The sequence below is a fragment of the Undibacterium sp. WLX3042 genome (genome assembly GCF_049544825.1).
Classification (GTDB): Bacteria; Pseudomonadota; Gammaproteobacteria; order Burkholderiales; family Burkholderiaceae_D; genus Undibacterium.
The window spans coordinates 1,290,269-1,309,811 of the sequence record NZ_CP186698.1; the positions used below are offsets into that span (position 1 = coordinate 1,290,269).

The following is a 19,543-nucleotide window of genomic DNA, read 5'->3' on the forward strand; positions in this document are numbered from 1 at the left end:
GCCAACTTTCGGTTGGCAGGCTGTAAAAAATGCTGGAGGATACTTAGGAGAAAACCCCAGCATCGGGATAGACGTGACAGGCAGTCGTTATTTCATCTGATCTGCACCTGACAGGCTGGCAGTGGCGATGCCGGCACTACCTTTGCGTCCGCTGATGAGCCGCCACAATTTCAACAGGCTGCGATAGATCAGGCGGACAAAGGTCAGTGTGAAAAAAGCTTCCAGCATGGTGACGATAAATGCCAGCGACGGATGATAACGGGTGCCACGTGCATGCATTTTGTCCATCATGCGGTCTTTCGCAATTTCTATGCTGTCGTAGAAGGTAGGTACTACCAGCAAAGTCAGCAAGGTCGAGGTGATGGTGCCGCCGATAATGGCGATTGCCAGTGGACGGTAAAATTCACCACCTTCACCCAGCCCCAGAGCGACCGGCATCATGCCGGCGATCAGCGCAAATGTCGTCATCAGAATCGGGCGCAGACGCACACGGCCAGCCTGCATCAGGGCTTCTTCGCGGTTCATGCCTTCGGCTTCATTTTTACGTGCCGCATCGAGCAACAGAATCGCGTTTTTCGCCACCAGACCCATCAACATGATGACGCCGATCAGACTCATCAGATTGATGGTGCTGCCGGTAACCAGCAACGCGATGACGACGCCGATCAGCGATAAAGGCAGCGACAGCATCACGCCCAGCGGCGCGGTGAACGAGCCGAATTGTATGACCAGAATCAGATACATCAGGCCAATACCGGACAACAATGCAATCATCATTGCGCCGAACACTTCTTCCTGATCCTGACCCGAGCCGGTAATGTTCAGACCGTAGCCCGGTGGATAGTTAAACGACTCCGCCAGCTTCTTCGCATCGGCAATCACTTCACCGTTAGAGCGACCCTGTGCATTGGCAGAAACGGTGATCGTCCGTTTGCCGTTGCTGTGCTCAATGCCGGAAGGGCCTTTCCCCATGCTGATCGTGGCGATCTGATCCAGTGGCACCATCTGATTCGTTCCGGAGATAGCGATTGGCAAACGTTCGATATTTTCTTTGCTGACGCGGTCATCCGGATGCAAGCGGACAGCGACATCGCGGGTTTCACCGGTAGGATCAACCCAGTCGCCAACCTCGATACCGGCAAACGCGATGCGCAATGCCTGTGCTGCATCATTCGATGAGATACCCATAGAATTTGCCAGGCCGCGGTTCAGTTCTATCTTCAGCTCTTTTTTCGGATCTTGCTGCGACAGGCCGATATCGACCGCTCCGGGCACACTTTGCAGTTTCTCCATATAGGCGCTGGTAATTTCCAGCAGCTTACGGGAATCCGGACCGGTGAATTCGATTTGTACCGGCTTGCGGGCACCGTTATTCAGATCGTCCAGAACCGTGTATTCAGCACCGACCAGAGGTTTAATTTTGTTGCGCAATTCAACCGCTATTTCCTTCGCACTGCGTTTGCGTTCCGTACGTTTGCCGATATCGACATAGATACGGCCACCGGCTGGCGTGATATTACTGTTGGTTTCTTTGGTTTCAGAGATCGTGCGCGCAATGGCTGCTGCTCTTTCCATTTTCAGTCGCGCATATTCCAGAGATGACGACGCCGGTGTCCGGACTTCTATCATCAGATTGCCGGAGTCTGCGGCCGGTAAGAAACTGGTGCCCCCCCATTTTGCCTGCAGACCCAGAGCGGTAATCAGACTCACCAGTGCAATGGTTCCCATCCAGCGGCGATGATGCAAAGCCCAGGCGATGACATGGCCGTAGCGATCAGACTGATGGTCAAACCAGTCATTGAAGCGAGCCAGTATTTTTCCCAGACCTTTTTTGGGTGCGGTGTGATGATCTGGCGGATCGCCCCAGTATGCTGACAACATCGGATCCAGCGTGAATGAAATACCCAGACTGACTAATACCGAGCAGGTCACAGTCAGCGCAAACGGACGGAACCATTCACCAGGCATCCCCGGCATAAAAGCGACCGGAATAAAGACAGCAATAATCGAAAACGTGGTTGCTGCCACTGCCAGACCGATTTCCGCTGTACCTTCCAGCGCGGCAGTGCGGCGGTCTGACCCCATTTGCATGTGCCGCACAATGTTTTCACGGACCACGATCGCATCATCAATCAGCACACCAATTGCCAGTGACAAACCAAGCAGGGTCATGAAATTCAGGGTGAAGCCACACAACCATACCGCGATAAAAGCTGCGACCACCGAGGTTGGTAAGCTGAGTGCGGTAATCAGTGTGGAGCGCCAGGAATTGAGGAACGCATACACCACGAAAATCGTCAGACCGGCACCGAGTACCAGCGATTCAATCACGTTATTCAGGCTGTTCTGAGCATCTTTACCGCCATCGCGTGTGATTTCAAGCTTGGTGCCGGGCTGATCTTTTTCAAAACCGGCATTGATTTCCTTCACCATTTCACGTACAGACGTGGCAACGCTGACAGTGCTTGCCTCACGCGATTTCGTGATTTGCATACCCACATTCGGTTTGCCGCTGCGTATGCTTAAACCATTGATGTCGGCAAAGCTGTCTTCAATAGTAGCGACCTGCGCAAGACGTACGATCTGATCGCCATTCCGTTTCACGACAATGCCCTGAAATTCTTCCGGTGACTCGATACGTCCAACCAGACGTATACTTTCTTCATCCAGCTTGCCGCGAATTTTTCCTACCGGTGCATTGGTATTCTGATTCCGCAGAGCATTCACGACTTCGCCGACGGACACGTTAAATTCGCGCAGTTTTTCAGCACGGAGTAAGACCGATAACTCGCGTTTCAGTGAGCCATTCACAACTACTGTGGCAACACCGGGAACCGCGCGGAATTTATCCGCCAGCAGATCCTCCGCGAGTCTTGAAATTTCGGCGTGGGTAAGTTTGCTCGATGACAGCGCCAGGTTGATGATAGGTTGTGCCGACGGATCCCAGCGTTTGATGACAGGCTCCCGCATTTCTGTCGGCATTTTGTAGCGAACCGAAGAAATCACGTTACGAACGTCGTCGCTGGCCTCGATCATGTTCTTCTTAAATACGAATTCAATGTCGAACTCAGCAAATCCTTCATTTGCCGACGAATACAGAGCTTTTACGCCCTGTACGCTTTGCAGCGATTTTTCAAGACGGTTGATAATCTCCCGTTCCGCCGTATCCGGTGAAGCACCGGGATAGGTAATGATCACTGATAAGCCGGGAACTTCGACATCCGGATTCTGATTGACCCGTAATTTGCTGAGTGCCAGCAAACCCAGTGCCATCAGGGCGATGATCATCACGATAGTGGCAATCGGTCGCTTGATACTGAAATCAGATAAAAACATAATCAGTTGCCTCCGCTGGCGGTGGTGGTTGAGGCCGGCAGCTTCGTACTGGCAATAATGTCGGCTCTGGGTGCTGCTGCCATTTCGATTGCCTGTCCGTCTTTGAAACTGGAATTCGGATTGCGCATGACAACATCACCTTCTGCCAGACCGCTGCGTATTTCGTAATTGCCAGTGCGCTGATCGCGTTTTCCTACGTTCAGATCAACCCGTTTCAGGGATTTGCCCGCGACACGCCAGGCATAGGATTTATCGCCAGCTTTGACCAATGCACCTTCTGGCAGCGTTAAGGCATTAACTGTGGTGGATTCAATATTGCCTTCCGCATATAAGCCGGAAACACGCGGCTGATTACTGTCGGCAAATGCCACCAGCACTTCCACCTGACGTGTGACGTCGTTGGCCGCAGGATCAACCCGGGTTACTTTGCCGCGGAACTCCTGTCCGCCGTAGCCGTTGATGCGGAAGCTGACGGGCTGACCGATTCTGACCTGGGCAATTTTGTCGGCCGAGACACGTCCGGCAAAACGCATACTGGTTGGATCGATGACTTTGACCAGTTCCTTACCGATGGCGGCGGTATCACCTGCAGAGACTTTGCGTTCGCTGACGACACCGTCAAACGGAGCCCGTACAACTGTGCGTTGCAATTGCTGACGGGCGGTACTTGCACGGGCGCGCGAAGCAGAGAGTTCACTGCGTGCCGCATTCACCTTGACCTCGGCTTCATCGAGTGCCTGCAATGAAGTCATTCCTGAGGCACGCAGGGTTTTCAGGCGCTGCAAGGCACGTTCAGACTGATCCAGAGCCAGTGCCGCACTGCGGGCGTTATCCTCAGCAGAATTCAGATTGTCGCGAATCGCAGTTTCATCCAGTCGTACGAGAATATCGCCGCGTTTGACGACATCGCCGTTTTCTTTCAGCACCTGCAGCACGATCGTTGATACTTCCGCGCGCAGATCTGCTTTGCGTTCCGGTTGGATGGAACCCGTCACCACCGGGCCAGATGCGAGCGCATTGCTTTGCACGGTCATCATGTCTTCGGGAGCAATAATCAGCTTTGTTACCGCCGATTTATCCTGTTTTTCTGCGCTGCTGGCGGCGACACTGGCAGATGCCGCATTTTTGGGTTTATCTGCTTCTTTATTACCGCAAGCGGTCAGTGCCGAGGCAATACTGAGGACAATAAGTGTTTTTCGTAACATGAGAGGTCTCTTGCACAAGTGAGAGGGACGGGATGATACTGTGCGGGCAGTATTCCGAAATCGCCCTGCTTGGACAAGTAGCAAGGATTTAAGTTGCCATTTTTGATGGATGAAATGCTAATTTCCGGGGATGAGCTGCAAACAGGCGTGAAATGACACTGGGTGCCAGCCGGGTTTTATGCCTGGTCAGGACTGGTCGAAGGGGGCAGCGAATCGCCGGTAAGAGCGTGCCGGATGCCTGTCTGTAGTGAGCGGTGGATGCAAAAACGACTTTTACGGTTTATTTCTGTAACCGCGCGACCAGCCCTTCGGATGCGTCTTCGATGTAATCCAGCACCAGATCAAAGCCGCTTGCACCGCCATAATAAGGGTCGGGTACTTCTTCTGCCTGCGTATGTTGTGCGTAGTGCATCAGCAGATCGAGTTTGTGCTGATATGCTTCGGGACATGCTGCCTGAAGCAAAGCAAGATTGCTTTTATCCATCGCCAGCAGCAGATCGAAGTTAACGAAGTCTTCGGCTTTGATCTGGCGTGCCCGTTGTTGTGACAAATCAAAACCCCGTTTGACAGCAAAGCCGTGTGAGCGCGCATCAGGTGGTTCGCCGATGTGATAGGCGTGCGTGCCTGCCGAGTCGATAATCAGTTGTTCTGCTATCCCGGCTGCTTTCGCTTTAGCGCGAAATACGCCTTCCGCCGTTGGAGAGCGGCAGATATTCCCCATGCAAATGAAGAGAATCGAGGTGACTTTGGGAGAGTTCATCTTAGCGCAACGGCCAGTAGCTGCAATTTGTATCGAGCGGGGGACTGATGTTAACACGCTGGGAAAGGTAAAAAGCCGTTTGCCGGGCGAGTAAATGTCAACGATTTATAAATTTACCTGTTCCCGCGTTGGGGCGTCGTGATGTTCCGCGAGAGAAACTCCGAAGCATTGTCAGAATACACAGAAAAAATGCCGCAATCACTACGGCATATCGCAGCAAGTCAGTTCTGTACTGCCTATTCGTTACGGTAGATGTACAGGGCCGCGCACAGTATTGTCCCGGTGGCATAGAGTAAACGCGTATTGCTGCCGGTCAGGTAAGGGTAGAGCATCAGTGCGATTCCCAGCCATTTACACTTCGTTTGTTCCATCTTTTTGCCGTAGCGATATGCTGCGAAACCGATGACCCCAAAAAGAACAGCGCCGAAAATATAAGCCGGTGTCGGCAACATGCTGAATAAAGTTATCTGTAATTCCCGCTCATCCATTATCGGGTCCTGCGATTGAAAGTTGAATCAGGACATCAATAAGATAGCGACATTGACTGCGACACCGGCGGTCCAGACCAGGCTGCGCAGATTGCTCATATTTGCCAGATAGGTCGCAATGTAGATCAGCCGCAGACCAATAAATGTCATCGCCAGCATATCAATCCGACCCTGATCTGCATGCGCTTGCTGTGCGAGGACGACGGCCGCGATAAACAAAGGTAATGCTTCCCATCCATTTTGTTGCGCGGCATTTGCACGTTGTCGCCAGCCTTCTAATTGCTGCGCCCACAAACGTGGTTCCCGGTTGTTATAACCGCCTTCTTCCGGTTTCAGTTTTGCCGAACCGGCCTTCGCCAATCCTACAGTGATGACAGGTAAAAGACATGCTGCCAGTACACACCAGTTTGCCAGAGTCATTAACTTTCCTTTTTCTGAATTTTCAAATTCGTCACGTACCGTATGTGGCAGATAGTAGCCAAGTTTACCTAAAGCTGCAGGGCGCGCTACAAAGATACGATCAGTAAATGCAACATCGACATAGAAAATAAATTCTCCTTATTTTAACGACGTAACAATTGGCTACAATTCTGTGGCAAATATCGTGTCAACAGAAATCAAGCGGACAGCGTTCTTGGCTTACGTAGATTGACTACGCAAACCAAACTCAACGAAAGAACAGGACCTATCATGAAACAAGTTATCGCCGCTATCATCGCAACTACTTTCGCAATGGGTACAGCGTTCGCCCAGACACCAGCAGCGCCAGCTGCTCCTGCCAAAGCAAGTGCGCCAGCCGCCGCTGTAAAATCCGAAGCGAAAGCCGAAACAAAAGTAGCGCCACCAGCTGTGGTTGCAGAAGCAAAAGCAGCGAGCGCAGCAGCAGAAACAAAAGCATCCGTACCATCAGCAGAAAAAAAATCTAAGCATGTAAAACACATGAAAAAAGAAGCAAACACAGAAGTCAAAGCAGACGCAAAAACAGAAGTAAAAGCGGATACAACAAAAGCGACACCTGCAAAATAATACTTCGTTTTTGTGACCTCTGAACTGAGGTCAACAGCCGGCGTAACATCATAGATGTACGCCGGTTTTTTTATGTGAAAAAACAGAAAAACGAAATGCGGAAAACAAACATTGAGCAGATTTTCTTGATAAAAATAACTGCGACAGAAGATCGGAAAAATAAAAAATAAAAGACTCAATTTTTTTCAAAAACATGTCAACACAATGCAGCAAGGTGGCGTTATTAGCTTACGTAGACTGACTACGAAAACCAAATTCAACGAAAGAACAGGACCTATCATGAAACAAGTTATCGCCGCTATCATCGCAACTACTTTCGCAATGGGTACAGCGTTCGCCCAGACACCAGCAGCACCAGTAGTGGAAGCGAAAGCAGCCAGTGCAACAGCAGAGAAAAAAGTAAAGCATGTAAAACATGCGAAAAAAGAAGCGAAGGCAGAGGCTAAAGCTGATGCAAAAGCAGAAGTCAAAACTGAAGGAAAAGCAGAAGCAGCGAAGACAGCTCCAGCTAAATAATTCAGATCAAAAAAAACGGCGCATATCAGGTGGTATGCGCCGTTTTTTTTTGAGCAAAGCATCTGTGAAACGTAATCATCATCGTAATGAAAATACATAATTCAAAGCAGAGATTTTCTGATCTGTATTTTTAAAAATTTTTTCTTTAACAGATTAATGCCTGTGAACGATGAGAAAAAATTTCATCTGTTTTGATTCCAACTCATTCTCAAAGTAATCCGATTATTTTCAGTGAATTTTTCAGTTCTTTTATATTTCCCTGTTCCGGCCAGCCGGTAACCTTGCTGCTGAGCTTTCCATTTTTAAAAAAATAAAAAGTCGGCGTTCCCCAATGGTCAATGTCTTTCCATTCCTGCCTTTGATAAACCATGGTCATTTGAAAGTTGGGAAAAGAACGATTCCACTTTTGGATGTCGTGAAAGTAACTGTGGCGCATTTGCGGAACCAGCCATTTTCCATGTGCTCTGAATACAGAGCATTAGTGTGGCGTCTTGCGGAATATCAGGTAACGCATGTTGGGAAAAAAGGGCATCTGGGACTGAATACCACAATAACTTTTACATCTTTACTGATATCCGCATTGCATCGTAACAAAGATAAATTACCTGATTTAATTAGCTATTCAGTGGCTTTTTTATCACTTGGGCTGTTTCAAAAAATCGTCATTCTTAAATCAAAATCAAATAAATACGCATAAACGCAGATATCGTGATGTCCTGTGGACGGGTATGGTGCAACGATGTGGTTAAATATGTTTTCAGCATTCATTGCCACAGATAAACTTCAGGTATGAAGAAACAAGCGTTTTTCTTTTTTGGATGGTTTTTTGCCTCCCAGGTATTTGCGACGGATTTACGTGTCGCGATATGGGAAAGTGCGGCACCGTACAATGTGAAAACTGAAAGCGGCTGGAAGGGACCATGCATTGATGTTTATCATGCGATAGAGGCGATTGATCCTCAGCTCCATTTTGTGATCGACGATGAGCCTATGCCGATTCGCCGTATCGAATATGAGCTCAGTGCAGGGCGGCGTGACATTATCTGTGGCGCCAGAAAGAATGCATCGCGTGAAGCTGCCGGCATGCAGTTTCTGAAACAGGGTTTGCACACAACGGGCTATCGGCTGGCAGTCAGAGCCGGTGATGATGTTGTTGTGAATAACTGGAACGACGTGAAAAAAATGGGCAAGGCCGGCAAAGTGCTGATCATGCAGGGGCATGCAGAGATAGAACGTTTACAGCAGTTGGGTGTGATCCTCGATAGCGGCACACCGACAGCTGAACAAAATCTGATCAAACTGGAAGCAGGGCGCGGCAGATTTTTTTATCACCGCGATTCTTTTTTTAAGAGCGGAGCCTACTCACCGAAAAATCATCCGAATATCCGGTTACTGCCGGTCGTACTAGACCCCAGCCCGGCGTATATTGCGGGTGGAAAAATGGTTCCCAGAGAAGTGATGGCGCAGATTGATAATGCCTTCAGCAAGCTTGTGCGTAACGGTGAATTAAACCGCATCATTAAAGCAAACACTCTCGATTAAATTTCATTCGCAAACTTGCTGAACGCGTTATCCTGCGCTGATTTTTTCAATGCTCTCCCATATAAATCACACGTGGGCAGGGCGATTGTGGTGATTTCTGCGGGCACCAGAATGACACCGTGATCGACCAGCGCCGACAAGAAATTTCAACCAGATCCGCTGTGCCGCCCATGCCCATATTGCAGGTCGATTGCAATGCAGCATCAAGCGATTTCGCCTGAAAATATCCGTAGGTGCTGATTGTTTGTATTGCTTCCGTTGCGCGTTGCGGTGGCACTGTTCCTGGTCGCACAATCAGCTTACGCGCCTTCAGTTGCACGGTTGTTTCCACCTCTGCCGCACCACAACTCCATTGTTTCCCATCTCGCCCGCATTGGGCAACGTAATATAAAGGCTGGGTCTTGAGTTGCGCATGCGGACGGCATTTCACATCGGCGTAATTTGCCTTGTCTGCCTGAGCGCTGAAAGCGCGCGCATCAATCTCGGCAACGCCGACACCGAATGGTTCGCCGCAGACCATTTTTTCTAACAACAGATGTTCGTTGCGACTGAGCCTGACCGGAAAGGTTTGCTCATCTGCGTTTGCATAGGCGTTTGCGGTCAGCATTGTGGCCGATGCCAGTAAAAACAAAGGCATCATCCGACGCCGCCAGCCCGCTGTGTTCATGCGCGTAGTGGCGCAAAAAAGGCCAGACAAGCGCATGAATACAGGGACTTTTTCTTTGAGAGGCATGTAATGACAGAGGCAGACGCCATCGTCAGATTCGCGTTGGCGCAGCCGGTATCAGCGATAAAACGGCTCGACCTGACCTTTAACTTTGATCATCAGCGGATTACCTTTACGGTCACGCGCCTTGCCTGCCGGCACGCTGATCCAGCCTTCGCTGATGCAATATTCTTCGACGTCCAGACGTTCTTTGCCGTTGAGCCGGATACCTACTTCGTGTTCAAACACGGCGGCGACGTAGTAAGGACTGCGCGGATCAACCGACAGGCGATCCGGTAATGGGGGGAGTTGTGTAGTATCGTTCATAGCCCGAATTATCCATCAGATGCGCTCTCTGTTCAATGCTGCTGTCGATTTTGCTGACAGCGGCGGATATCTCACGCCAGCTTTATCATGCCATCAGACCTGTGGCGTTGATGCTGACGCCGCCGCCAATGCGCGTAAGCGCTGATGGAATTCGTCTTCCCAGTCCACCTTCAATTGCTGTTTAGCGCGCAGATAATGTTCGCTGAAGACATCCAGATACGCTTCCAGCGTTTGCGCCGCAAACACATCGCCCGCCAGTTGCAGGCATAAACCTGCGACCTCCGATGTGCACAAATGTTCGTCGCGGCGCGAGCGGCGCAGGCGATAGCGCGATAATTGTTCCGGCAGCAGACTTAACACCGGAAACTGTTCCAGATACGGGCTTTTTTTGAATATCTTGCGCGCTTCCGGCCAGGTTGCATCGAGCAGAATAAACAGTGGCCGTTTTTTTGTGCTTGCGGCTGTGGGTTCGTTGGCATCTGCGCCGTCTTGTTCTGGCAGCAGTTGCGTAATCACCCGCTCTGGCGCAACAAATTCACCGGGAAACACCACATACGGTTGCCATTGCGGGTCGGCCAGCACAGCCAGCAAGGCGGGGTCCACTTCGGTACGCGCCCAGCCAAATGCCATCGTATCCGGCACTACATCCGCGATTAGCCAGCCTGTGTTGCTGGGTTTGAGCGCTTCATGTTCTGCCATGATCAGACACACACCGGCACGCGTCGGCACCACAGGACGCAAGGCACAGATGCAATGGCTGAGTATCAGGCGGCAGCCGCCGCAACGTTCACCATGCGGCCCGCCGCGCGCCAGAAAAGGACGCGTGCTGCGAGCCAGACGGGCCGTACGTAAGCGGGAGACAGCATGCGGCGGGTAAGTGGTATTCATTCAGGAAACTCAGACGTGACAGATGATTGTCGCACTATGCATCATTCAGACAGGGCGCGTATCTTGGCATGCCCCACGCGACATTGCAAACCCCGCGTCAAATGGACTTCTGCGGGGTGATGCCGCCAGCAGCGAGTATTCATGAGGAGATGCAGGGGGGGGTATCCTGAAACCCGCATCAATACTGGAAGCATTTTTGAGCAAATCTGCCGAAAAGACGTTTTTCCGATAAAAAAAAGCCACGCGGGCTTTGCAGCCGCATGGCACTTTTTTGTTGTACATAGCGCTGATTACATGCCTAAGGAACGCAACAGTTCATCGCTATCATCATTACCTGCCGGCGCAACTGCTAAAGGTTCTGTTTTTGTCTGATCTGCCTGCTGCATATCCAGCAAGGCATCCGGATCGATGATTTCAGTCGTATCGAAATCATGCAATTTGATGAATTCGGTGCGATCGATCGCGAGTTCGAGATAAAAAATATTATTGTTCTCAGTGAAAAACGACACGCGGCGGATTTCAGGGCGATCCAGCGGTGTATCGACACTCAGCATCACTTGCTTATTGAGTACCAGCATTTTTGGCTGGTTCTGGGTGATGTTGGTTTGCAGCTCGCGGCGTATCTTACCGGTGAAATCACCGACGATCTGATTCATCAGTTCGCCCAGTATATTTGCCACTTCATCCGAGCTGAACGACGAGGCCAGTTCAGATTTTGGCATGCCCATGCTGAGCATATATTTTTCATAAATTTCCAGTGCAGCGTTGCCCGCGAAATTCAGCACCACCAGTCCGGAAAATCCACCGTCAAATAAAACAAAACAACCAATATCCGGCTTCAGACCGATTTTGGTAATTCTTTGTACCATCGCAGAGTAATGAATCTTGCTTTGCGTCGCGACGTTCAGCACGCGTGTGACCGAATTACACAAACTGGTCAGCAGATCTTCGGTTCCGTAGACGACGGTTTTTTCTTCTTCACTCATGAACAACTCCTGAAATATATTTCTTGAACATTCTTTTTATCTTATTCGCCGGGTGTGACATGCCTGATTGTCTGTACTTCAATTTTCCCGGATCACAGTGATTGGTTGGCTGCCATCGTTCGCGGGAGTGCACCTCGTGAGCGGACGAGGATGTGGCAGACAGCGCATAGCCTCTCGCAATATCAGGCATCGTTTCCGCGCATCGCTGTGTGGTGATGAGATGAATCCGGCCATGATTTTCCCCTTTGCATGGCAGTATTGCCTTCCACCAGAGCGGTGCCTGCCTGTATGCTCAGGCAACTTGTCTCATGGAAATACCTAAGAATATTCAATGGTACACGCTGCGTCCAGATGTTTCACGTTTTCTGTGCAATTTGCTACGTTCTGATGTCAGCTTTCATGCAGTTACCAGCAGCAGATCATCGTGCCAGCACAGGTTTTTTGGCTAATACTGTCAGTTGCGAGCCGATAACACGCGCTGTGGAGACAGAATGGCGATGATGATAAGGTTTCCCGTCAACCAACTCTTTTGTCTATACGTTAAGATGCGTAGTGGTTACCATCCACCACTTCACACCGCGGCCGAACAGCAGAACACGCGGATCTGGCTGCTAAACCTCCGGCTTTATAACAAATGAGAGTGAGACGATGAAAAAAATCCTGTATATCCTGAGCCTTGGCATGATCACCACCAGTTTAAGCGCCTGTATTTCTGTCAGCGAAAGCACCGTTGAAGCTGGTAAACAGATCAGCGTGATGTCGCAACAGGCAGTTGCCACCTGTGGTCAGGGCAATGTCGATAAAGTCACTACCACCAGTTTCACTTGCAAACAAAACAGCCGCTGAATAAAGCTCAGCGCGATTAAAAAAGCCGGTATTGCTACCGGCTTTTTTATTATATGGATATGAAATCAGATATGGCATTGTATGGCTGAATCTCTGTGCGCCTGCTGGCAGCAATTTAGCCGGCAGGCCTCATCAGCACTCAGTCCTACATTTTTCGCGGTCTGATTTTTGCTATGTTTTCGTCAGTTGCCGTATTAGCTGGCAAACTTTGCGTAATACGCCTGCACCGCAGGCAAGGCCGCGATGCGCTGATTATGCGCATTCAGCGCCGGTGCCACTTGCGCCACCAGATCGGTCGGCACATGATCCAGACGACCGGCATTCAAACTGCGGATATCCACAAACACCTTCAGATCGGCGATCGTCAGGCGACCATCCGCAAAATATTCACCGCCTTGCGCCAGCAAACGCTGCTCCAGCCAGCGCAGATACACCGGCATAGAACCATTCACCAAAGCCAGACGCGCTGCCTTTTGCTCTTCCCCCGTCATGCGGAAAGTCGGCCCCATTTTGATGCCCGCTTCTTCCACTACAAAGCTCACCTCATCGCAGTACAAAGCCCGCAAAGGATCTTGCGGATACAGCCCCGCCAGCTTGCCCGCATAACGCAGGATCGCATCACACTGAGTCAGCTGCACACCGTCCACCTCCAGCACCGGCACCTGCCCGAACGGCGTCGCTTTGCGCACGTCGGCAAATTCAGGATAACTGAAACGATGATCTTCAAACGCCACCCCACCGAGCGCTAACGCCAGACGAACCGGTTCACCACGGCCACCGTGAAAATCGAAATAAGTCAGTTTAAGTTGCGGCATGTTGTCTCCTGAAAAAGTGAAACTAAAAATTGGATTTTTTTTGGGGGGGATGAACCCAAAACCCGCGCCATCATAGCAGGGTCTGTAAGGGTTGGCAGAATGCCGGATTGTATGTGCATCTGGCGCGTTTGAAACAGGACTCGGATATTGATGCTGTCAGACTGACTAATTCAGTCAGAATGAAATGAGACTCATCGTCCGTAGACCTATAAGTCACATCTCTCCATGATTGCTTACCTGATAACGCGAGGTCAAGCGATGGAGAATCAAGACTTAATTCAATTTGGACTACGTCTCAAAAATTTAAGGATGGAGAGGGGATTAAGCCAAGAGCAACTTGGATTAATTGCGGAACTTGATCGAACCTATATCAGCGGAATAGAGCGTGGAATACGAAATGTTGGCTTAATCAATATATTTCGAATCGCAAGAGCACTGAATATATTGCCTGCTCAGTTATTCTCAATAGAAGAGAAATAGTCATGTCAAATCGAGCGTTTTATGCGGAGAGTTTGACAGCGTTCATAGCAGAGTCGCCGGATGCGATTGTCGGCAAAATCACACAAAACCATACCCAAGAATTGGTATATCAACAAACTGGCGCGTGGATTACTCAGATCGAAATTTTACAAACGGCCCTGTGTGGTTTTGGTGAAGGATATTTATTTTTTGAATTTCAAATACCACGTATGGGTAAACGTGCCGATGTCCTTTTGATATACAAAAACCTTATTTTCATTTTGGAATTTAAAGTTGGTGCGCAAGACTACGCAGCGCAAGATATGCGCCAAGCCCATGGCTATGCGATCGATCTGCATCATTTTCATGAAGGTAGTCATGAAAAAATTCTCATACCAATTTTGGTTGCCACCGCGGCGCCACCTAAGAATAATACTTTGACAGACTGCACTGACGGTGTGTATGAACCACTGCGTGCCAATAGCAATAATCTGGCGAGCGTAATTCAGTATTGTGTTGATGAAATCAATCAACCTTCAGTTATCGAATTTCAAGCTTGGCTAAATTCTTCCTACAAACCAACGCCAACCATTATTGAAGCAGCGCAAGCGCTATACGCCGATCACGATGTGAATGATATTGCTCGCAATGATGCGGGTGCACAGAATCTGCATGTGACATCGCAAGCATTGCAAGAAATCATTCACCAAGCACGGTTGCAACGACGTAAAACTATCTGCTTTGTCACGGGAGTTCCCGGAGCGGGTAAGACCTTAGTCGGGTTAAATATTGCCACCAATGTTGGTGCAGATAAAGAAGAGCAAGCTGTTTTTTTATCGGGTAACGGCCCGTTGGTAGAAGTATTAACCGAAGCGTTAGCGCGTGACTCAGTACAACGACATGCACACAAGAACAAAGCCACCGCACTTCGCGCTGCATCTGCATCGATTCAAAATATTCATAAGTTCCGTGATGAATACATTAAAGACTTGTCGGCGCCAAACGAGCATGTCGTTATATTTGATGAAGCACAACGAGCATGGGATCAAGAAAATACGTCAAAGTTTATGACGACCAAACGTGGTCAAAAAAACTTTGCGCAATCTGAGCCCGAGTTTCTCATTAGTGTTATGGATAGGCACGAGGATTGGTGTGTGATCATTGCCCTCATTGGTGGCGGGCAAGAGATCAATACTGGCGAGGCCGGCTTACAAGGATGGGCTGATGCACTGGAGTTGCACTTTCCAAACTGGGATGTGTACTACTCGGATAAACTCATACAAGTTGAATATGCCGGGCGCGATGTGAGTTTTGATCAGGTCTCTAATGCGCAAGCTGTATCTAGTTTGCATTTGGCGATATCGATGCGTTCCTTCCGTGCGGAGAAACTGTCGCACATGGTCCATCACGTCATTCACAATAATCCGCAAGCAGCCATTGAAATTTATCACACGTTTAAAGACAAATTTCCTATCGTCGCCACTCGCGATTTACAAGCAGCTAAGGCTTGGATCAAACAACGTGGTCGTGCGAACGAAACCAAAGGAGTCATCGCATCTTCAGGTGCAGTACGTCTCAAACCCGAAGGTATCTTCGTTAAAAATCGACTATCCGCGGCAGATTGGTTTTTGAATGAGCAAGACGATATACGTTCATGCCATTTTTTAGAAGATGTGGCGACAGAATTTGATATTCAGGGGCTAGAGCTTGATTGGTGTTTAGTCGGCTGGGACGCAGATTATCGTTATAACAATGGACAATTTGAACATTGGAAATTCACAGGCACAACATGGAAACGCCGGCAGCAAGAAGACCAACAACGTTATCTTGAAAATGCTTACCGTGTTTTGCTCACCCGAGCAAGACAAGGCATGGTAATTTTTGTGCCGCGCGGTGACATACATGATGAAACTCGGCAGCCTGGATATTTTGATAAAACTTTTGAGTATTTACTTCATTGTGGAGTTGAGATTTTAGAGTAAGAGCTTTCAAAGTCAGTAGATAATCAGATATAAAAATTAATCGGAGGTGATACCAAAGATGAACCACGCAATTTTTTACTTGAGCTTGACTCTATGACTTTGAACAATTTCACGAAACGCTGGACTTAGCGTCGCCCAATCCACCACATCCACCTTGAACGGCAAATTTGATTCGGAGAAATCGTGTTCGATTGTGGCGAGCAGACTGAGTGTCAACGGGGTATCGCCGATGATGGCGAGATCTAGATCGGAGTACGGTTTTTCTGTGTGGGTTGCTCTTGAACCAAAAGCCCAAACTTCGTTCTCTGGTACGTGTTTTTGTAATATGGCGGAGACGATCAGCCATTGCTCTGGCGTGATGGCGATGTTTGGCTGTGTGTTTGCTGGATTTGTCATCACGTGTTTCATGTCGGAGGCGTACCGCGTTTTTTCAGTTCTGCCAGTAATGCTTGCCCCTCAAGCAGAAAATCCGGCACGATTTGCATGACTTCAATGGCTTTGGATTCGTCATGGGTGTAGCTGGCGATACTCCGTGCTTTACGGTAATCTTTCCAACGATCCCAGCCGTTGCGCAGTAAGCCTTGTTCGCTGCCGGTTCTGATTAAGTCTGCGAATGGTAGTTCATCGATTTCAACCGGATTAGCCGCAGCAAGTTCGAGATAACGCTTGAGCATTTTGTGCGAAAGCTCGTAGCAGAATTCAAAGCGTTGAATACAAGCGTCGCGATAAAGTGAATTGTGTGCATCAGCAGCGTAGGCTTGTAATGCTTCGCTCAGACGTTGCAAGGCATTTTCTAATGAACTTAGATCGAGTTGAATAGCCATGATTTCTCCGCTGGAATTCTGATAAAGAAAAATCTTAATTCAGAGTAGCCTTGTCGCGTAATGTCTATGCGCCTTGCGGGGGCGAATGACTGGAAGTGCGCGTGGATGATATGTGTCCGTGGCCTTAATGTTTCATATTTTCTCATTCAATAAAAAAGCCCAACCAAATGGCAGGGCCTTTTTATTATTCAACGTTATATCAAACGTCAATATTCCCCGCCCTTAACGCATTGCTTTCAATGAAAGCGCGGCGGGGTTCCACATCGTCGCCCATCAATGTCGTAAAGATCTGGTCGGCGGCGATCGCGTCTTCGATTTGCACTTTCAGCAGGCGGCGCACGGTTGGGTCCATGGTGGTTTCCCACAGTTGTTCCGGATTCATTTCACCCAGACCTTTGTAGCGCTGTTTAGAGACGCCGCGTTCGGCTTCTTCGCGCAGCCACAGCATGGCGTGGTGGAAGTCTTGTACGGCAATTTCTTTGACGCGTTCGCCTTCGCCACGGCGGATGAAGGCGCCTTCGCTCAATAAGCCTTTGAATGTGGCCGCTGCGTTTGCCAACACTTTGTAATCGGCGCTGACAACGAAATCAGATTCGATATTGCTGACTTTGATGTTGCCATGATGCAGGCGTTCCACGCGCAGGCTGCGCGCACCGCTGGCATCGTCGATGACGGCGACGACTTTAACAGCTGGATCGTTGATGGCGGCTGTCATGAGTCGGGCAGTTTCTTCGGTGCTTTCTACGCTTTCAAAATTCAGGGTGACACCGGTCATGATTGCTGTCAGCGCGGCACGATCAATCAGGCGTGTCAGGCGCGTCATGATGGCGTTGGCCAGATTGTATTGGCGTACCAATTCGGCCAGCGCGTCACCGGTAATCGGCGCGGCGCCTGTGCCTGGTATCAGCGATGCGTTGGTCAGTGCCACGGTCATCATGTATTGCGCTTCTTCGACATCGTCTTTGAGGTAGCGTTCATCGCGGCCTGCCTTGACTTTGTAGAGTGGTGGTTGCGCAATATAGATGTGGCCGCGTTCGACCAGTTGCGGCATCTGGCGATAGAACAGGGTCAGCAGCAGGGTGCGGATGTGGGCACCGTCCACGTCCGCATCAGTCATGATGATGATGCGGTGATAGCGTAATTTATCGGCATTGAATTCATCGGGGCCGATGGATGTGCCGAGTGTCGCGATCAGGGTGGTGATCTGTTCACTCGACAGCATTTTTTCAAAGCGGGCTTTTTCTACGTTCAGCACTTTACCGCGCAGTGGCAGAATCGCCTGGAATTTACGATCGCGGCCTTGTTTGGCCGAGCCGCCCGCAGAGTCACCTTCGACGATATACAGTTCGCTCAGTGCAGGGTCTTTTTCCTGGCAGTCAGCGAGTTTAGAAGACAAGCCTAAACCATCCATCACACCTTTACGACGGGTCAGTTCGCGGGCTTTGCGAGCCGCTTCGCGCGCGCGTGAGGCTTCCACGATTTTGCTGCAAATGATTTTGGCATCGTTTGGTTTTTCAGCCAGATAATCCGTCAACGTTTTTGTGACGATTTCTTCGACAGGACCGCGCACTTCTGAGGAGACTAATTTGTCTTTGGTCTGCGAGCTGAACTTTGGTTCCGGCACTTTGACGGACAAGACGCAGGTGAGGCCTTCGCGCATGTCATCACCGGTGACTTCGACTTTGGCTTTCTTCGCGTATTCGTGTTCGTCGATATATTTATTGATGACGCGGGTCATCGCTGCGCGCAAACCGGTCAGATGCGTACCGCCATCGCGCTGTGGAATATTGTTGGTGAAGCACAGCACTTGTTCGTTGTAGGCATCGTTCCATTGCATGGAAACGTCCACGGTGATGTTGGTACCCTGATCTGACATTTTTTCGCCAGTTGCCTGGAAAATAGTCGGATGCAAAACGGATTTATTTTTGTTGATGTATTCAACGAAACCGCGCGTGCCACCTTCGAACGCAAATAATTCTTCTTTGCCGGTGCGGTGGTCATTCAGTTTGATGCGCACACCATTGTTCAGGAAAGACAGTTCGCGGATACGTTTTGCCAGAATTTCGTAATGGAATTCTACGTGCGTGAAGATTTCTTCATCGGCCCAGAAATGCACTTCGGTGCCGCGTTTGTCTGTTTCGCCGATCACTTTAATCGGTGATGTCAGCACGCCATCCACGGTTTCGAGTTCGCGGTTCTGTACTACACCTTTGGCAAATTCCATGGTGTGCACTTTGCCATCGCGACGTATCGTGAGTTTCAGTAATTTTGACAGGCCATTTACGCAGGAAACGCCCACACCGTGCAGACCGCCGGATACTTTGTAGGAGTTCTGATCGAATTTACCGCCCGCATGCAATTCTGTCATGACGATTTCAGCGGCGCTGCGTTTTGGTTCGTGTTTATCGTCCCATTTGATGCCGGTAGGAATACCGCGTCCGTTATCGGTAATCGAGATGGAATTGTCGGTATGGATCGTGACGTTGATTTCGGTACAGTGACCCGCCAGCGATTCGTCAATCGAGTTATCTAAAACTTCGAATACCAGATGATGTAAGCCGGTGCCGTCCGATGTATCGCCAATGTACATGCCGGGGCGCTTACGCACGGCTTCCAGGCCTTCCAGAATCTGGATGGAGGATGCGCCGTATTGCGCTGAACTGGCGGCTTGGGCTGGAGTATTGTCTTGGTTGTTATCGGACATGGCTACCTTCTATTGTGTTTACTGCGTGTTCAAGGGTGTTAACGCCCTCTTGCGTAACTGTAAGAGGGGGAGTGAAGGGCGTGTTCTTTTCAGATCGTAGTCGCAACCGGGGCAGAGAATGCCTGATTGGTGG

Annotated in this window: 20 protein-coding genes; 5 read left to right on the top strand and 15 right to left on the bottom strand. The window is 49.7% G+C overall.

Annotated features, from left to right (window positions below):
* Positions 1–87 precede the first annotated feature (87 nt).
* The 6 genes from ACPAOP_RS05785 to ACPAOP_RS05810 all read right to left on the bottom strand — a co-directional run bounded on the left by ACPAOP_RS05785 (position 88) and on the right by ACPAOP_RS05810 (position 6,994).
* On the bottom strand, positions 88–3,336 hold the full coding sequence (locus ACPAOP_RS05785; RefSeq protein ID WP_423679194.1) for an efflux RND transporter permease subunit: 3,249 nt from the start codon (positions 3,334–3,336) through the stop codon (positions 88–90).
* Between the two features lie 2 nt (positions 3,337–3,338).
* Positions 3,339–4,541, bottom strand: coding sequence for an efflux RND transporter periplasmic adaptor subunit (locus ACPAOP_RS05790; protein WP_423709623.1), 1,203 nt, complete (start codon positions 4,539–4,541; stop codon positions 3,339–3,341).
* Positions 4,542–4,821: 280 nt separating this feature from the next.
* Complete coding sequence (locus ACPAOP_RS05795) at positions 4,822–5,301, bottom strand: low molecular weight protein-tyrosine-phosphatase (RefSeq protein WP_423679196.1); 480 nt, start codon at positions 5,299–5,301, stop codon at positions 4,822–4,824.
* 236 nt (positions 5,302–5,537) lie between these two features.
* Positions 5,538–5,789 carry a hypothetical protein gene (locus tag ACPAOP_RS05800; protein WP_423709624.1) on the bottom strand — a complete coding sequence of 84 codons (252 nt, stop codon included), beginning with the start codon at positions 5,787–5,789 and terminating at the stop codon, positions 5,538–5,540.
* A 27-nt stretch (positions 5,790–5,816) separates the two neighbouring features.
* Positions 5,817–6,209, bottom strand: coding sequence for an MAPEG family protein (locus ACPAOP_RS05805; protein WP_423709625.1), 393 nt, complete (start codon positions 6,207–6,209; stop codon positions 5,817–5,819).
* Positions 6,210–6,406: 197 nt separating this feature from the next.
* A complete protein-coding gene (locus ACPAOP_RS05810; RefSeq protein ID WP_423709626.1) occupies positions 6,407–6,994 on the bottom strand; it encodes a hypothetical protein in 588 nt (195 codons plus the stop codon).
* Positions 6,995–7,094: 100 nt separating this feature from the next.
* Here ACPAOP_RS05810 and ACPAOP_RS05815 point away from each other — a divergent pair, with 100 nt between their 5' ends.
* Positions 7,095–7,331, top strand: a complete 237-nt coding sequence (locus tag ACPAOP_RS05815; RefSeq protein ID WP_423709627.1) for a hypothetical protein — start codon at positions 7,095–7,097, stop codon at positions 7,329–7,331.
* A 208-nt stretch (positions 7,332–7,539) separates the two neighbouring features.
* On the opposite strand, the gene ACPAOP_RS05820 is transcribed toward ACPAOP_RS05815, so the two are convergent.
* A complete protein-coding gene (locus ACPAOP_RS05820) occupies positions 7,540–7,767 on the bottom strand; it encodes a hypothetical protein (RefSeq protein ID WP_423709629.1) in 228 nt (75 codons plus the stop codon).
* Between the two features lie 353 nt (positions 7,768–8,120).
* Between ACPAOP_RS05820 and ACPAOP_RS05825 the strand changes: the two genes are divergently transcribed.
* On the top strand, positions 8,121–8,873 hold the full coding sequence (locus ACPAOP_RS05825) for a substrate-binding periplasmic protein (protein WP_423709630.1): 753 nt from the start codon (positions 8,121–8,123) through the stop codon (positions 8,871–8,873).
* Positions 8,874–8,919: 46 nt separating this feature from the next.
* Here ACPAOP_RS05825 and ACPAOP_RS05830 read toward each other — a convergent pair whose 3' ends face one another.
* From ACPAOP_RS05830 to ACPAOP_RS05845, 4 genes are all read right to left on the bottom strand, one after another.
* A complete protein-coding gene (locus ACPAOP_RS05830; protein ID WP_423709631.1) occupies positions 8,920–9,510 on the bottom strand; it encodes a hypothetical protein in 591 nt (196 codons plus the stop codon).
* 147 nt (positions 9,511–9,657) lie between these two features.
* Entirely contained in the window at positions 9,658–9,906 is a 249-nt protein-coding gene (locus ACPAOP_RS05835) for a DUF3297 family protein (protein WP_423680305.1), read from the bottom strand.
* 93 nt (positions 9,907–9,999) lie between these two features.
* Positions 10,000–10,794: a tRNA-uridine aminocarboxypropyltransferase gene (locus tag ACPAOP_RS05840; RefSeq protein WP_423680307.1), complete on the bottom strand. Its 795-nt coding sequence runs from the start codon at positions 10,792–10,794 to the stop codon at positions 10,000–10,002.
* A 290-nt stretch (positions 10,795–11,084) separates the two neighbouring features.
* Complete coding sequence (locus ACPAOP_RS05845) at positions 11,085–11,780, bottom strand: DUF3334 family protein (protein ID WP_423680308.1); 696 nt, start codon at positions 11,778–11,780, stop codon at positions 11,085–11,087.
* A 648-nt stretch (positions 11,781–12,428) separates the two neighbouring features.
* Here ACPAOP_RS05845 and ACPAOP_RS05850 point away from each other — a divergent pair.
* On the top strand, positions 12,429–12,626 hold the full coding sequence (locus ACPAOP_RS05850; protein ID WP_423680309.1) for a hypothetical protein: 198 nt from the start codon (positions 12,429–12,431) through the stop codon (positions 12,624–12,626).
* A 194-nt stretch (positions 12,627–12,820) separates the two neighbouring features.
* On the opposite strand, the gene ACPAOP_RS05855 is transcribed toward ACPAOP_RS05850, so the two are convergent.
* Complete coding sequence (locus ACPAOP_RS05855) at positions 12,821–13,441, bottom strand: glutathione S-transferase (protein WP_423709632.1); 621 nt, start codon at positions 13,439–13,441, stop codon at positions 12,821–12,823.
* Positions 13,442–13,699: 258 nt separating this feature from the next.
* Here ACPAOP_RS05855 and ACPAOP_RS05860 point away from each other — a divergent pair, with 258 nt between their 5' ends.
* Both ACPAOP_RS05860 and ACPAOP_RS05865 read left to right on the top strand, forming a co-directional pair.
* Positions 13,700–13,921 (top strand): helix-turn-helix domain-containing protein, encoded by a 222-nt coding sequence (locus ACPAOP_RS05860; RefSeq protein WP_423680312.1) that lies wholly within the window; start codon positions 13,700–13,702, stop codon positions 13,919–13,921.
* A 2-nt stretch (positions 13,922–13,923) separates the two neighbouring features.
* Positions 13,924–15,882, top strand: coding sequence for a DUF2075 domain-containing protein (locus ACPAOP_RS05865; RefSeq protein ID WP_423709633.1), 1,959 nt, complete (start codon positions 13,924–13,926; stop codon positions 15,880–15,882).
* 75 nt (positions 15,883–15,957) lie between these two features.
* On the opposite strand, the gene ACPAOP_RS05870 is transcribed toward ACPAOP_RS05865, so the two are convergent.
* The 3 genes from ACPAOP_RS05870 to gyrB all read right to left on the bottom strand — a co-directional run bounded on the left by ACPAOP_RS05870 (position 15,958) and on the right by gyrB (position 19,410).
* On the bottom strand, positions 15,958–16,278 hold the full coding sequence (locus tag ACPAOP_RS05870; protein ID WP_423709634.1) for a nucleotidyltransferase family protein: 321 nt from the start codon (positions 16,276–16,278) through the stop codon (positions 15,958–15,960).
* An 8-nt stretch (positions 16,279–16,286) separates the two neighbouring features.
* Complete coding sequence (locus ACPAOP_RS05875) at positions 16,287–16,706, bottom strand: HI0074 family nucleotidyltransferase substrate-binding subunit (protein ID WP_423709635.1); 420 nt, start codon at positions 16,704–16,706, stop codon at positions 16,287–16,289.
* A gap of 199 nt (positions 16,707–16,905) precedes the next feature.
* Positions 16,906–19,410, bottom strand: a complete 2,505-nt coding sequence (gyrB, locus tag ACPAOP_RS05880) for a DNA topoisomerase (ATP-hydrolyzing) subunit B (RefSeq protein ID WP_423709636.1) — start codon at positions 19,408–19,410, stop codon at positions 16,906–16,908.
* Positions 19,411–19,543: the final 133 nt, after the last annotated feature.